Consider the following 15,768-nt stretch of genomic DNA (forward strand, 5'->3'; position numbering starts at 1 on the left):
GGCGAACGGGGTCGATGGCCGGTCTGCCATTATTGGGGCAGTAGAGGTGCGCGACAGCATCGCGGATAAAGCCAAAGTCGATGGCGGCATCAATTTTGCGTACCAGATGGTCTTCGGGGACGAGTTCATCAAGGGTGATAGTTTCAAACTGGTATTGTTGTGGGGAGGCGTCTCTAAGCATGGTAGTCAGTCCATTTTTTGTACTGACCTTATTAGATCAAAGTCCTAGCCTTTTGACTAGGACTTTGTCATCAGTCTGAGGCCCGCAATGCGGGCCTTTTTTATGCGTGGTTAGAAACAGGTAACCCCCGTCAAGGTTGGTCATTCCGTGGTAAAACCGGACACTTAGCCGCAGGCGAAGCAAGACAGCAAAGGTCAAAAACTTAAGGTCAACTGCTGGATCCCGTTTTTCAACGGGATGGCGACCTTACGGCAAGGACAAGGACAAGAACAAGATAGAGAGGAAAGAAGATAAAACAGAACAAAGGAGAAATACCCGACTATCACAATTCACCTGATTTTATGGATAATCTAATTATCATCCTCTGCCGTTGTGCGGGAACTATGGTAAAATCCCCGCCACTATTTGCCCCGCCTGTAACCATCATCAATAACTAACGGATCCAATAAATGAAACGTGAACTAGCGATTGAGTTTTCCCGAGTCACTGAAGCCGCCGCTTTAGCAGGATACCGCCACTTAGGCCGCGGTGACAAAAATGCCGCCGACGGTGCTGCGGTTGAAGCGATGCGTATTGTACTCAATCAGGTCAATATCGACGGTGAGATTGTTATTGGTGAAGGTGAAATTGATGAAGCTCCGATGCTGTATATCGGTGAAAAAGTGGGAACCGGTGAAGGCAGTGCCGTCGATATTGCCGTAGACCCGATTGAAGGCACCCGCATGACCGCAATGGGTCAGCCTAACGCATTGGCAGTATTAGCCGTAGCGGAAAAAGGCGCATTCCTGCATGCACCTGATATGTATATGGAAAAACTGGTTGTTGGCCCGGGCGCTAAAGATACCATCGACCTGAATCTACCGCTGGCAGAAAACCTCAAGCGGGTGGCGGCTAAGCTGGGTAAACCGCTGGAATCTTTAACCGTGATTACGCTGGCTAAGCCACGTCATGATGAAATTATTGCTGAAATGCAAAAGCTTGGCGTACGGGTTTTCGCTATTCCGGACGGCGACGTTGCCGCATCCATCCTGACCTGTATGCCAGACAGCGAAGTTGACGTTATGTACGGCATCGGTGGCGCACCGGAAGGGGTTATCTCTGCGGCTGTTATCCGCGCGCTGGATGGGGATATGCAGGCCCGTTTACTGGCACGTCATCAGGTTAAAGGCCACAGCGAAGAGAATTGCCGAATCGGAGAACAAGAGCTGGCCCGCTGCCAGCAGATGGGAATTGAAGCAGGAAAAGTTCTGCTGTTGGGCGATATGGCCCGCAATGACAATATCATTTTCTCTGCAACCGGAATCACCAAAGGTGATTTACTCGATGGTATCCAGCGCAAAGGGGATATGGCCACCACCGAGACGCTGTTAATTCGCGGTAAATCACGCACTATCCGCCGTATTCGTTCAATTCACTACCTCGACCGTAAAGACCCGGCGCTGTGTGATATTCTGCTATAAGTACAATCTTCAGACCAAGGACTCATGGGCTGATTAAAGGCAGTAAAAAACCGGAGTGCAGTTGATAAGCGGCTCCGGCTTTTTTATCTTTTACGATTTACTGACTGAACCGAATATCAGACGCCAAACTCCTGCTGATAGGCCTTAATTGCCACCAAATAGTCAGCCATTTCCGGCTTCTCTTCCAGATATTCAATTAAGTCATCCAGCGTAATAATGGCGATCACATCGCACTGATAGTCGCGCTGTACTTCCTGAATAGCCGACAGTTCACCGCGGCCACGCTCCTGGCGATCCAGCGAAATTAGCACACCGCTCAGAGATGCCTGTTTCTGGCTGATAATCTCCATTGATTCACGAATCGCTGTACCGGCGGTTATCACATCGTCAACCAGCATCACACGACCAGCCAGCGGGCTTCCTACCAGATTGCCGCCTTCACCGTGATCTTTAGTCTCTTTACGGTTAAAGCAGTAAGGAATATCAATATCATGATGTTCTGACAGAGCCACTGCGGTAGTGGTCGCAATCGGAATCCCTTTGTATGCAGGCCCGAACAGCAAATCAAACTCAATGCCTGAATCTACCAGCGCTGCTGCATAAAAACGCCCTAATAACGCGAGATCGCGCCCGGTATTAAAGAGACCCGCATTAAAAAAGTACGGGCTGATTCTGCCTGACTTCAGGTGAAATTCTCCGAACTTTAATACCTGCTTGTTAAGCGCAAACTCAATAAACTGGCGCTGATAGGGTTTCATAAACGGACGCTCCTTAACATGAATACTAAATTATCTTTTCTGATTTTAATTTATTGCTGACCCGACAGGATCTGCTGAACATAAAAAAGGCAACGTTTCCGTCGCCTTCTGAACTATTGAGCCAAGGCTGCTTTTTGAGCCTCAATAATAGAATCTATTCCTACCCGGGCCAGATCCAGCAAAACCAATAGTTCTTCGTGACTGAATGGTTCACCTTCAGCGGTGCCCTGCACTTCAATCATCCGACCATCGTCCATCATAACGACATTCATATCCGTTTCTGCTGCAGAATCTTCAACGTATTCCAAATCGCAAAGCGCTTCTCCGCCAACGATACCAACGGAAACCGCAGCGACCATGCCCTTCATCGGATTTTTCTTCAGCTTGCCGTTAGCCACAAGCGCGTTCAGCGCATCGGCCAATGCAACGCAGGCCCCGGTAATAGATGCGGTACGAGTGCCGCCGTCGGCCTGTAGCACATCGCAGTCGAGGGTTATGGTAAATTCACCTAATTGCTTAAGGTCAACCGCTGCACGCAGTGAACGAGCGATAAGGCGTTGAATTTCTAAAGTACGACCGCCCTGCTTACCTTTCGCTGCTTCACGCGGGTTGCGGGTATGAGTAGAGCGTGGAAGCATGCCGTATTCAGCAGTGATCCAACCTTGTCCTTGCCCTTTCAAAAAGCGCGGCACGCCCTCTTCAATCGTCGCGGTACACAGCACTTTGGTTTCGCCAAATTCGACCAGAACGGAGCCTTCCGCATGTTTTGTATAGTTGCGGGTCAGGGTAATAGGGCGTACTTGTTGAGCACTTCGGCCTTCTGGACGCATGCAATATCTCCGCGGGTTATTTTATCGATAAGAAATGCGCTTAAACCCAAAGTGAGTGGAATTGCGGCGGTACTGGCAGCAACTTCTGGTACCAAGGGCATAGCTTTGTGCCGCGCATTATACTGACTTAGTCACGTTATGCCTATCACGGGTTGGCAAAGTTTATCGGATGGCGCTAGAACTCATGTAGCCGAAGGGAAGAATAGAGGAATTTAGCGCAGGTTTTACAGTTTCAGTAACTGATCTGATTAAATTTGGAGGCTAATCATTGTGATTTATACCAAGCGATTATGTACGAATAAATAATAGGGAGATAAAAATAAACAGACCATTGTCGCAGCTAAACGGCTCAATCAGTGGTAGCGTGTTACCTAATTGGTAGATTTGCCACTCAAAGGTATAATCCTTTTTTCTTTGATAACGGGTACCTGATTATGATCCGCAGTATGACAGCTTATGCACGCCACGAAATTAAAGGCGAATGGGGTAGCGCAGCGTGGGAACTTCGTTCCGTTAACCAGCGTTATTTAGAAACTTACATCCGTCTGCCTGAGCAGTTTCGTAGCCTGGAGCCCGTTATACGTGAACGCATTCGTACGCGTTTAACCCGCGGTAAAATCGAATGTAACCTGCGTTTTGATCTCGACCCGTCGATGCAAACCGATCTGTTGCTGAATCAGGAGTTGGCGATTCAACTGGTTCAGGCGGCTAACTGGGTGAAAATGCAGAGTAATGAAGGCAAAATCGATCCGGTCGATATTCTGCGCTGGCCGGGAGTTATGTCGGCTAAAAGCCAAGATTTAGACGTTATCAGTACTGAACTGATGGCCTCATTAGAAATTGCGCTAAATGAATTTATCATCGCCCGCGAGCGTGAAGGCGCTGCGCTGAAAGATATGATTGAACAACGCTTAGAAGGCGTAAGCGCTGAAGTGGTTAAAGTTCGTGCCCGTATGCCTGAAGTACTGGTGTGGCAGCGTGAGAGACTGTTAGGCAAATTGGAAGATGCACAGGTTCAGTTGGACAACAACCGCCTTGAGCAAGAACTGGTGATGCTGGCACAGCGTATCGACGTAGCCGAAGAGCTGGATCGTTTAGAAGCCCATGTAAAAGAGACGTATGTGATTCTGAAAAAGCCGGAAGCCGTTGGCCGTCGCTTAGACTTTATGATGCAGGAATTTAACCGCGAATCGAATACTTTGGCATCCAAGTCGATTAACTCGGAGATCACGACTTCGGCGATTGAGTTGAAGGTATTGATTGAGCAGATGCGGGAGCAGATTCAGAATATTGAGTAGGTTTCATGCTGACTCACACAGCATCACCTCACCCCATCGATATAATTAAGCCCTTGTAAGAAAGGGCTTTTTAAATTCCATGATATCACTAGAGCCCACGTTTACTCTGTACTTATTCAGTTTCAAGCACACCATATTAAGTCTCCCCTTAACGGTAGGCGGAGATATGGGAAAACTGGCAGATATACAAATCCGAATATGGTTCAGCAATGGAAAAAACCGTTATCCTGCTTGTACTCGCCGAATATATTGCTTTTATTTTACTTTTTATAGACTATAGTCTCATTACTTTAGCTCAATTTTTGTCATCCCTCACTGGGCGCTGTTTCTTTTCACTTCATGGCTTGCACTTTGGGGCCTTGGTTCCTTAGGAGAAACAGTATGACAGGCTTCATGTGTTAGGGATCACTTACTATTGATTTCAGAATTCATTCTAGATTTTACTCTGGAGTTCATTTTAGAATCTAATTAATAACAGTTTGATTTTTATAGTTAAATTACAACCTCCTTTATAGGATGAAATGGAATTACTGACTGATTTATAGTCATTTTTAATCACTGGAATGAACCTGGAGTCACTGTTTAATATGAAACTGATTAATTTCAAACTCTCTGGCATTGCCCTCGCGATAGCCTCTATGCTTATTCCCGCTATTTCATATGCTGATATCGCTGCTACTGGTGATGTCATTCCGGGTATACCAACAACACCTAACTGGAATGTTCCGGGGGAGTTGGTCGTGGGTAATACGACTGACGGAACATTAACCGTGTCCAACGGCGGGGTTTTGACCAGTGGAGATGCTGCTAGTTTGTCGAGCTATATCGGAAAACTCGCGGGTTCAACCGGTCAGGTTGAGGTAACTGGGGCGGGATCCCGCTGGACAAACGATGCTGTATTAATGGTCGGTTATCAAGGCGATGGTACATTACGGATTTTAGATGGTGGTGTTGTTGAGACGCTGACTAGCGTTATCCATGTCGGTTTCGATGATGGCTCTAAAGGCTACCTTGAAGTCAGTGGTCCCGGGTCAAAATTAAATAGTGGTCATCTACTCTATATTGGTGGTGAAAATAATAGCGACGGTAGGTTAATCATTGCTGATGGTGGTGCACTTACCAGCGTTTATGATTCTTACATCGCGAATCATTCCGGCTCTATCGGCCGTGTAGAGGTGACCGGCAAGGACTCAGTCTGGAGCTCGGGTTTAAATATGTTTATCGGTAATGGCGGAAATGGCAGCCTTAAAATTACCGAGGGTGGGCTTGTTGTTACACAGCTGAATGGAATTATCGGAACTGAGAGTACCGGGGCAGGATATGTTGAAGTGTCAGGTACCGACTCCCGCTGGCAAGTAGGTTCTGCTCTTAGTATTGGCAACTCTAACTCTGCTAGCATGATTATCTCTGATGGCGGTGTGGTGAGCAGTCAACAGGGGTATATCAGCAGTGCGCTCGGTATGGTTGAGGTTACCGGTATTGGATCTCGCTGGGAGAATGCCGACCATCTGTCGGTTGGCTACGCAGCCAACAGTGACAGTACGCTGAATATATTGAATGGTGGCGTTGTCAGTAGCGGTTTCAGCTATGTGGGTAATCAGCCGAGTTCTAAAGGTCAGGTGAACATTTCTGGCTCGGGGTCCAGTTGGCAGAACTCCAGCTTGATCGTGGCTGGCTTCAGTGGTGATGGGAGAATCACTGTATCTGATGGCGCTAGCCTGAGCAGCGCGGGGGGCTATATTGGATTACTGCCCTCAGCAAAAGGTGAGATCCTGATCACCGGTACAGGTTCCAGCTGGGTTAACTCGGGCGACCTGGGTATTGGGCAGGCTGGTGGTAATGGTTCGCTGACCATCAGTAACAATGGCATTGTCCAGACCGGCAACGTTGCCGTTGCCGTTGATGCAAGTAGTGTCAGTACGCTGAATATTGGCAGTGCGGCCGGTGAATTAGCAACCGCGGCCGGTTATCTTGACGCGCCGCTCATCACGCTGGGGAGTGGTGATGGTCATGTTGTATTCAATCACACCAACAATAATTATCAATTTAATCCGATCATTGCGGGAACGGGTAGCGTCGATGTTTATAGCGGGACGACGATCCTGAACGGCATCAATACCTATGCCGGGACAACTACGATTACGGCTGGCACATTACAAGCGGGAGCTCCGGGAGCGTTTAGCGCCGCTTCCGATTATGTTGTTAGCACTGCGGGCCGGTTGGATTTGTCGGGCTACGATCAGAGCGTTACTAGCCTGAGCAATGCAGGGATCGTGGACTTTAATGGTACTCCGGGGACGACGTTGACAGTGACCGGGGATTATATCGGTAACAACGGCTTGCTGAGTTTTAAGACGATGCTCAACGGCGATGGTTCAGATAGCGATAAACTGGTGATTGGCGGTAATACTTCGGGAACAACGCGTGTCCGCGTGACTAATGCTGGCGGTAGCGGTGCCACAACGCTAAATGGTATTGAGCTGATACAGGTGGATGGTCGTTCTGACGGTGAATTTGTTAAGGATGGCCGTATTGTGGCCGGCGCTTATGATTACTCTCTGGCACGCGGTGAGGGGGCGAACGCCAGTAATTGGTATTTAGTCAGCGCTATACTCCCTGAACCACCCGCACCACCTGTCCCCCCGACTGACCCTCAATCATCGATGGTGGTACGTCCTGAAGCCGGAGGCTATGCGACCAATCTGGCCGCTGCTAACCAGATGTTTATTCTTCGCCTCGATGACCGCTTAGATCAAACCCAGTATGTTGACGCATTGACCGGCGAGCACAAACAGACCAGTTTGTGGTTACGCAACAGCGGTGGTCACAACCGTTCCCGTGATAGTTCTGGCCAATTGCATACTCAGGCTAACCGCTATGTGGTGCAACTGGGCGGTAATATTGCCCAGTGGAGTCACAATGGGCAGGATCGCTTCCAGCTAGGGGCAATGGTCGGCTATGCAAACAGTAAGGGAAATACCACCTCCCGGCTGTCTGAATACCGTATCCGTTCTTCTGTTAATGGTTATAGCGCCGGTGTTTATGGTACCTGGTATAGCAACGATACCGATAAAACCGGTTTGTATGTCGACAGCTGGCTACAGTACAGCTGGTTTAACAACCAAATTAACGGTCAGGAATTAAGCAGCGAAAAGTATAAGTCCAAAGGGGTCAGCGCTTCTCTGGAAAGTGGCTACACCTTCAAGATTGGAGAAGATACAACCCAAAATACCGGCTACTTTATTCAACCTAAAGCACAGGCCGTCTGGATGAATGTGCAGGCTGATGACCATCGGGAAGCGAATGGCACTTATGTGTCAGGTGAGGGAGACGGTAATATTCAGACCCGACTGGGCGTAAAGGCTTTTGCGAATATTCACAATGATAAGCGGGCGCTGCTGGTGGTTAAACCGTTTGCTGAAGTTAATTGGATCCACAATAGCAAAGATTTTGGTGCAAGGTTGAATACTGTCAGCATAAAGCAAGAGGGTGCGGCGAATATTGGTGAGTTGAAGCTGGGTATGGAAGGTCAGATCGAGCAGCATATCGATGTCTGGGGGAGTGTAAGCCAACAGATAGGCGACCAAGGTTATAGCGATACCGCTGTGATGCTGGGGGTAAAATATCGTTTCTGATATTAAGTTAGTTCTGATAAAGGCCAGCGCTATGCGTCTGGCTCTGACCATTCGCGAACGCCATTTATTACACCAGTCAATGATTGTATCGAGCAGAAAAATAAAGCCGCCTTTGATATAAACTGACCCCCATAAAGTTGGGCAGTTTATATCAGGCATTCGTGCCCAATATTGTAAATACGGGCTTAGCTTAATTTTACAACATCACTAAACCCACGTTTGCTATGAAATTATTCAGTTTTATCAACAATAAAAAGTCAGCATCGCTACAGACTTTTCATCGTTGATATCAGTTGTGAATGATGAAGTTCAGCGTGCCTCTAAGGACGTTTTCTACCCGTAAATAGGCTGATAATGAATATAATAATCCCGACAACAAACACGATCTTAGCCGCCGAAGCAGCAGTACCCGCCAACCCGCCAAAACCTAATGCGGCTGCAATCAGGGCGATAACCAGAAAAATAATTCCCCAACGAAACATAGCAAGCCCCTTACTTTATTTAAAAAATTGAATGAACATTGCCAGACTGAATTTTGCAGACAACACTATCGGTTAAATAGATTACCCATCTAATTACCATGGTAATATAAGTTGATATCACATGATTAATTATAGACCATCAGCACAAATCTGAGGAAAAAAATCAAATAAGCAGACTAATCACCTGAAATAAAACGTATAAAAATAATTTATGATGCCGGAAATTAATCGCGAATCTAACGTAATTTTGGAATATTACTGCGACGATTCAATTGAAGGTGTTGATTGGCAGATACAGCTGAGATATTAAGTTTCATGGTTCGTCATCGCTATTGAAAAACAGAACCCAACGCTTGGATAAGTGCTAATTAATTCGCTAAAACCTGAATCTTAACTTTCGCCAATATAAAATAAACCACAGTAACTATGGTGTTAAATATCCATATTAACTTGCAGGTGATACTAATATCAGAAAAAAATGTGGCCATAAGATGGCCACCATGACCTAATCATACCAAAAGGTATTTTATATTTTCTTCACATCGATATTCATTGTGAAATACTCTGAAGGTTTAAATATTTCTTTATTTAATCCTCTGCTGACATACCCGCTAAATTTTTCCCTTGTTGGATAATAGCTTTTTAAGTGATTGTATTCTCGTTTATTAGAGACTAAATCTTTCGGCGTCACTGATGCATCAAACCAGGTATCTGTCTTTGGATTTTTAGCAGAAAATGCAACAGATACGCCTTCAAATACCCACTTACACACGCCTTGCCCGTAATAGTCTTCATCTTTTATTGCGTCGACATAAAAATCACTTTGATATTTATCGTCGGCAATTTTAATAAATTTCATCGGAATATCTTTATCCGGGTGACTCGTTGCAGCGGCGATACCGCCGTGTTGAAACGTACAGTTAGGTGCTTGATAGGAAGCAAAGGCATTGATTGATTCAAACGGCCCTGGAGCATCCTTTATCGTAATGGTCATTTGATAATGCGTTTGTGGATTTTGGTTTAACTGAAAACGCTTTGCTTCCGCTTCCAGCGTTGAAATTGGTAAGTGCTTATCAGCAGCCAGGGTATAGCTACAAACGCCGGGAAGTAATAGAAGCATTGAAAAACACAGAATAGATAACCGCATGTTTTAATTCCTTTATATTATTTATATGAATATTCATTTAAAACAGAATAATCACTTAAACTTTGTCCATGTTGGTAACAGCATAACATGCTATCAGTTATAAATTAATCGCTTACCTTAGTTTGCAATCAAGGGTTGCCTAATTCCCTGAGCAAGCAATCGATCTACCGCAGTCGTTATCAGCAAACCAATGATTCAGATAGTTAGAGATGTGCAGCATCGCTGCCTATACTTTACCATTTCTATGGGTGCTATTACGCCATTTCGTCGGTGACATGCCGTGCACCTGCCTGAATGCTTTTGAAAAATGCAGCTGATTTTCATAGCCGGAAGAGATGCTGACAACCTTGATGGCAGTTTTACTGCTGCTTAACAGGTTAGCCGCGACCTTCATCCTGATATTAAGTAAATACTCTTTTGGTCCGATACCAAATTCTTGTTTAAAAAGTCGGCTTAAATGGCTGCGGTTAATATTGCAATAACCGGCAAGGCTTTCAATAGTAATATTCTCATGATAATTATTTTCCATATATTTTAATGCTTTATTTAAATGCCGCTCTTTAGCATTAACTTTCTCCTCAATGTCTTGAGGCGAGTTGGCGGTCAGCGCTGAAAAAAAGAGGTAGCTTAAACCGACTACTTTTAGCCACTGATCTTGGTCATGGGCCACTATTTCCTGGAGGTAGCGCAGTTCATCCGGCAGATCTGAATAGATAATTGGCCGATAAATAGGGGAGCTTCGGCTAAGGTGACATTCTTTAAAGATCCTTGATGCGGCTAACCCGTCCACTTCTAACCACATGTAATGCCAGGGCTCATTTTCATCCGCACAGTAGGTAGTGACGTCATGCGGATAAATTAAAAATCCTTCTCTGGGATTAACCGGAAAAGCCCCATGTTCGGTATACAACACGCCCTTACCCGATATCACATAATGAAATAAATAGTGTTGCCTTACCGCCGGGCCGAAGCTATGGCTTTTTTCGCAACTTTCTTGCCCGTACTGATAGATGTTTAGCTCAATATTTGACGTATTGGTCAAGGCAAGGCTTCTATACATTAGAAAATACCCAATCTGTAGCCGATGTTTTCTATAATTTATCACCAACATGATGATCAAAAATTTTCTAACTCACCAGAGTAAGACGTTGTTCACATTTTAATTCTTGTGTCATGTTTTTCCATAGCAAGGTCACATTTGTATATATACAGCCGTAGTTTTGTCGCGTAATTTCCCCCCACATCACGTATGCCGTAAGAGAATACAAGGAAAACAATAATGATAAAAATCGCTTTCATGGGAGCAGGCAGCACCATTTTTGCAAAGAACATCCTTGGCGATATTATGGATACGCCGGTACTAAAAGAAGCCGTTGAGATAGCGCTGTATGATATCAATGGCGGGCGCTTGAGCGAGTCATACAGTATGTTGGCCAATATCAACCAGAATATAAATAATGGCAAAGCAAAGATTATTACTTATTTGGGTGAAGAGAACCGCCGGGCAGCATTAAAAAATGCCAAATATGTGATTAATGCTATTCAGGTCGGTGGCTATGAACCTTGCACCGTAACTGATTTCACCATAGCGAAAAAGTTCGGCTTACGGCAAACCATTGCAGATACTTTAGGTATCGGCGGTATTTTCCGCGCCCTGCGCACGATTCCAGTCTTGTTTTCATTTGCTCGTGATATAGAAGAGGTCTGCCCGGATGCATGGTTGTTGAACTACACCAACCCTATGGCATCACTGACGGGCGCGATGCTGCGCTACACTAACGTAAAAACCGTCGGGCTGTGCCACAGTGTACAAACTTGCGCTGAAACCCTGCTAAATAGCGTTAATATGCCAACCGATAACGTTCAATATCATATCGCCGGTATTAATCATATGGCGTGGTTATTAGATATTCGCCGCAATGGCGTTGACCTGTACCCTGAAATAAAACGCCGAGCCAGTGAGATCAATCAGAAACATGATGACATGGTACGCCACGAAATTATGCAGACTTTTGGCTATTACGTCACCGAGTCTTCAGAGCATAATGCCGAATATATGCCTTATTGGATTAAGCGTAATTATCCTGAGCTGATTGAGCGTTTTAATATCCCATTAGATGAGTACCCACGTCGCTGTATTGAACAAATTGCCCAATGGGATAAACAGAAGCAAGAACTAACGCTTAATGCGGATATTACCCATACGCGAACCCGTGAGTATGCGTCATATATCATTGAGGCGATAGAGACCGATCGCCCTTATAAAATCGGTGGCAACGTGCTTAATCACGGCATCATTACTAATCTGCCATCAGAAGCCTGCGTCGAGGTGCCTTGCCTGGTCGATGGTACCGGTATTACGCCCTGTTTTGTCGGTAACCTGCCACAACAGCTGGCTGCGCTTAACCGGACCAATATCAATACCCAACTGCTGACTATTGAAGCGGCGATAACCCATAAGCGTGATGCCATTTACCATGCCGCACTGCTTGATCCCCATACTTCTGCCGAGCTATCCATTGATGATATCCGTCAACTTTGTGATGAACTTATCGAAGCTCATGGTAATTGGCTACCGGCTTATCACTAATCTGTACCAATAAACATTTTATATATGACAGGTTAGAGGAATTAGTTCGTATCGATACATAAAGATAGAGAACCATATGTGAATTTAAACGGGAACGTTTTGGCTATCTATTGAATATTTTTATCAGGCGAATGTACGTGTCTTTACTCATATACCAACCCTCATATTTTTCGCTTTATAGTAATGAAAATAAAATATGAGTTTTGTTATCTCTGGTAATTAATAAATTTAGAAAATGTCCTTAGTGATGTCTATTCATTCAGTCATCTTCTAAAAATAAGATGGCACAGCCTGGTTTATTTTGCATATGGCCGTTATTAATAAGGTGATTTCATGAGCAAGCAAAAAATTAAAGATATTTCGCTATTTTGGGCTCTGGTACCCATAGTCGTCATGCTGGGGCTGATTAGCATCGGATATTTTGTCTATAACGTTCGTGCTGAACCTATGATCCTTATCGGAACGGCTACGGCAGCGATCATTGCCAGATTTCATGGACATACGTGGGACGATACGTTGGGTTCCATTTGTTCAAAAATCTCAGAGGCTTTACCGATCATATTAATTGTCGCAAGTATCGGGTTTTTAATTGGCGCGTGGATGATCTCCGGCACTATCCCGATAATGATTTATTATGGATTGAGATTTATTGATCCAAGCTATTTTTATGTTTCAGCCTTTCTGCTGGGGGCTTTTGTCTCAGTTTGTACCGGTACATCTTGGGGATCAATGGGAACCGTCGGCGTTGCGCTTATGGGTATTGCTATTGGTCTGAATATGTCATTGCCTATCGCTGCAGGTGCCGTTGTTTCCGGATGTTGGTTTGGTGATAAATGCTCACCACTGTCGGATTCAACCAATATGGCAGCGCTGGCGGCCGGTGCTAATTTATATGAACATATTGCTCATCTGCTTTGGACTACCGGTCCCGGATTTATTATTTGCTGCGTTGTCTATTCATTGGTTGGATTTACTTCTGATATATCCGCAGGGGTTGAATCAGAAAGCATGCTTGCATTAATCAGCGATCTTGAACAATGCTATAACTTTAATATTGCCCTTTTCTTACCGCCTATTATTGTGCTGTATGGCTCAATAACTAAAAGACCGGTTATTCCAATGCTGTTTCTATCTACCGCGGTAGCCGTAGTTTTAGCCCTCACCCTTCAGAACTTTACTCTGGCCTCGGTCGGGGAAACGCTGGTCAACGGTTTTAGACTTTCTATGCTTCCCACGTCAGTTAACGTGAGCACATTTTCTCCTGACGTTGCCCGGTTGCTTGAGCGCGGCGGAGCCGTTTCAATGTTCAGCTCATTTGTTACCGTATTCTCTGCCTTCAGCTTTGCCGGGGCGATGAGCGTCGGTGGATCGTTAAAATTAGTGATCAATCGTTTAACCACCATCGTTAAATCTACCTTCCAATTGATACTGGTTACGATGATTTCTACCGTGACAATTTGTGCCTGTACGTCAAATGGTACTTTACCTCTTTTACTTTCAGGTGAAGCATTTAAAGAGGAATACCGTAAACGCGGGTTAGCCAGTACCAACTTATCACGTACCTTAGAAGATTCAGGTACGGTGGTTGAACCGATCATCCCCTGGACGGCGTCTGCCGTATATTGTGTAGCAATGACGGGTGTTGCAACGCTAGATTACCTGCCTTGGGCGTTCCTTTGCTACACGGGCATGCTTTTCGCAATGTTATGGGGAGCTACGGGTATCGGTATTGCCAAATTACCAAAGCAACAGTTAGCCATGCAGAACTGATAATATTATTGCCGCTCAACGTGTTAATTGTATGTGAACGGTAAAATTTGACGCAGCCTGAATATTCTTTAATCAATGTATTATCGATTAAAGCTATCAGGCTGCACATCTTGAAAATAGTATAACCACCCGCTTAGCTTCCTTCCTGCCCTGAGTTTTATCGGCATGGAAAAATACTTTTTGATATTAAATAAACCATGCATTTGTCTAAATGGAGATATGCGCAGGCATGGTAATCAACAATAAATGCGTTTAATACATTTTAATCTTTTAGGTAAAAAAATGTCAGAATTTGATGATGTGATTCTCAGGGGTATACAATCCAGAAAATATGGTCAGTTAGTCGAAATGTTTGGTACTAACGACGTTCTCCCCCTATGGATTGCAGATATGGAGTTTGCAACACCTGCGCCAATACGTTTAGCCATGCAGCATGTTGTGGCTCAGCCCATTCAAGGTTATGACCTGCAATACCCACAGTGGGAATTCAGCATTAGCGATTGGTATCAATCTCAATATGCCGTCAATATTGATCAACGCTGGCTCCACTATGTTCCCGGCGTAATAAAGGCGATTGTTTTAGCCATTTTATCCCTGACCAAACCCGATGATAGCGTACTGACTTTTTCACCCATTTATGACCCTTATCCTAATTTGGTTAAGACCAGTGGAAGACAATTAGTCCAGTCTAAATTAATCCAAAAAGACGGAACGTTTGCCATTGATTGGCAGGATTTTGAAGATAAAGTACAAACCTGTCGCGCTTTTCTATTCTGTTCACCAAATAATCCCGGCGGCGTTGTATGGGATAAGGATTCCCTGAGGCGCATCGCAACGATATGTAAAGCGTCCAATACCCTTGTTATTGCCGATGAAATACATGGTGATTTGACATTATTTTCGCAGCAACACATTCCATTTTTTTCAGTCTCTCAAGAAGCCAGTGAAAATTGCATCGTACTTTCCTCGGCCAATAAGACCTTTAATATGCCCGGCGTACAGGGAGGATTTGCCATTGTTCCCAATCCGGATTTGCGCGAGCGATTCTACGGATTTCTTGATGGATGCTATCTGGCTGAGACCAATACGCTACAGCAAGCGGCGATGGTAACAGCATTTTTAGCATGCCGGGAATGGCACGCTCAGCTCAAAGAATATCTGGCTAAAAATATTGAATACGTACAACAACAAATGAAGTTACGATGCCCCAAGATAACCACCGTGTACGGCGGTGCATCCTATCTGCTGTTGCTGGATGCCACAAATCTGGGGCTTGAACCAGAACAAATCAAAGCGTTTTTTATTAAAAAGGCCCGATTAGGATTATCACCCGGCTCACAGTACGGGCCCGGCTGCGAATACTATATGCGCTTAAACGTTGGCTGCCCGCGCTCAATGCTTGTTGAAGCAATGGATAGATTAGCCAAGGCCTATCGAGAACTGTCGCATCGCTAAGCTCTATTATTGTATGGAGAAACGATGACGGTAGCGCAGTGATTAGCATTGCTTAGACGAATCCCTAATTTGTCTTTGATTCTTTGACTGATTGAATAACAGACGACTTAACTGTACGTTTAATATGTATATTGTACTTAGTTTGAAACTCAACGATTACAG

At 45.0% G+C, this 15,768-nt stretch carries 12 protein-coding genes; 6 read left to right on the forward strand and 6 right to left on the reverse strand.

Annotation, left to right across the window (positions count from 1 at the left end):
- Window positions 1–181: transposase (locus YWE_RS29505; protein WP_071605839.1), on the reverse strand; the 181-nt coding region annotated here is incomplete at its 3' end.
- Window positions 182–630: 449 nt separating this feature from the next.
- Between YWE_RS29505 and glpX the strand changes: the two genes are divergently transcribed.
- Window positions 631–1,641, forward strand: a complete 1,011-nt coding sequence (gene glpX, locus YWE_RS0106000) for a class II fructose-bisphosphatase (RefSeq protein ID WP_029093704.1) — start codon at window positions 631–633, stop codon at window positions 1,639–1,641.
- A gap of 116 nt (window positions 1,642–1,757) precedes the next feature.
- Here the strand turns inward: glpX and pyrE are convergent, their stop codons facing one another.
- Both pyrE and rph read right to left on the reverse strand, forming a co-directional pair.
- The gene (pyrE, locus tag YWE_RS0106005) at window positions 1,758–2,399 is read right to left on the reverse strand and encodes an orotate phosphoribosyltransferase (protein WP_029093705.1); all 642 of its coding nucleotides are present in this window, start codon (window positions 2,397–2,399) and stop codon (window positions 1,758–1,760) included.
- Window positions 2,400–2,512: 113 nt separating this feature from the next.
- A complete protein-coding gene (gene rph / locus YWE_RS0106010; RefSeq protein WP_029093706.1) occupies window positions 2,513–3,229 on the reverse strand; it encodes a ribonuclease PH in 717 nt (238 codons plus the stop codon).
- Between the two features lie 434 nt (window positions 3,230–3,663).
- Here rph and YWE_RS0106015 point away from each other — a divergent pair, with 434 nt between their 5' ends.
- Both YWE_RS0106015 and YWE_RS0106020 read left to right on the forward strand, forming a co-directional pair.
- Window positions 3,664–4,527, forward strand: a complete 864-nt coding sequence (locus YWE_RS0106015) for a YicC/YloC family endoribonuclease (protein ID WP_029093707.1) — start codon at window positions 3,664–3,666, stop codon at window positions 4,525–4,527.
- A gap of 587 nt (window positions 4,528–5,114) precedes the next feature.
- A complete protein-coding gene (locus tag YWE_RS0106020; RefSeq protein ID WP_029093708.1) occupies window positions 5,115–8,162 on the forward strand; it encodes an autotransporter outer membrane beta-barrel domain-containing protein in 3,048 nt (1,015 codons plus the stop codon).
- 320 nt (window positions 8,163–8,482) lie between these two features.
- On the opposite strand, the gene YWE_RS29510 is transcribed toward YWE_RS0106020, so the two are convergent.
- The 3 genes from YWE_RS29510 to YWE_RS0106035 form a co-directional block, all read right to left on the reverse strand.
- Complete coding sequence (locus tag YWE_RS29510; RefSeq protein WP_071605834.1) at window positions 8,483–8,644, reverse strand: DUF1328 domain-containing protein; 162 nt, start codon at window positions 8,642–8,644, stop codon at window positions 8,483–8,485.
- Between the two features lie 526 nt (window positions 8,645–9,170).
- Complete coding sequence (locus YWE_RS28925; protein WP_051323225.1) at window positions 9,171–9,791, reverse strand: hypothetical protein; 621 nt, start codon at window positions 9,789–9,791, stop codon at window positions 9,171–9,173.
- A gap of 226 nt (window positions 9,792–10,017) precedes the next feature.
- A complete protein-coding gene (locus YWE_RS0106035; protein WP_029093709.1) occupies window positions 10,018–10,851 on the reverse strand; it encodes an AraC family transcriptional regulator in 834 nt (277 codons plus the stop codon).
- Window positions 10,852–11,070: 219 nt separating this feature from the next.
- Here YWE_RS0106035 and melA point away from each other — a divergent pair, with 219 nt between their 5' ends.
- The 3 genes from melA (at window position 11,071) to YWE_RS0106055 (ending at window position 15,606) form a co-directional block, all read left to right on the forward strand.
- Window positions 11,071–12,381 carry an alpha-glucosidase/alpha-galactosidase gene (gene melA, locus YWE_RS0106045; protein WP_029093710.1) on the forward strand — a complete coding sequence of 437 codons (1,311 nt, stop codon included), beginning with the start codon at window positions 11,071–11,073 and terminating at the stop codon, window positions 12,379–12,381.
- 333 nt (window positions 12,382–12,714) lie between these two features.
- Window positions 12,715–14,151: a Na+/H+ antiporter NhaC gene (gene nhaC, locus YWE_RS0106050; RefSeq protein WP_029093711.1), complete on the forward strand. Its 1,437-nt coding sequence runs from the start codon at window positions 12,715–12,717 to the stop codon at window positions 14,149–14,151.
- A gap of 282 nt (window positions 14,152–14,433) precedes the next feature.
- Window positions 14,434–15,606: a MalY/PatB family protein gene (locus YWE_RS0106055; protein WP_029093712.1), complete on the forward strand. Its 1,173-nt coding sequence runs from the start codon at window positions 14,434–14,436 to the stop codon at window positions 15,604–15,606.
- Window positions 15,607–15,768 lie beyond the last annotated feature (162 nt).

It is taken from the genome of Budvicia aquatica DSM 5075 = ATCC 35567, from assembly GCF_000427805.1.
In the GTDB taxonomy this organism is placed as follows: domain Bacteria; phylum Pseudomonadota; class Gammaproteobacteria; order Enterobacterales; family Enterobacteriaceae; genus Budvicia; species Budvicia aquatica.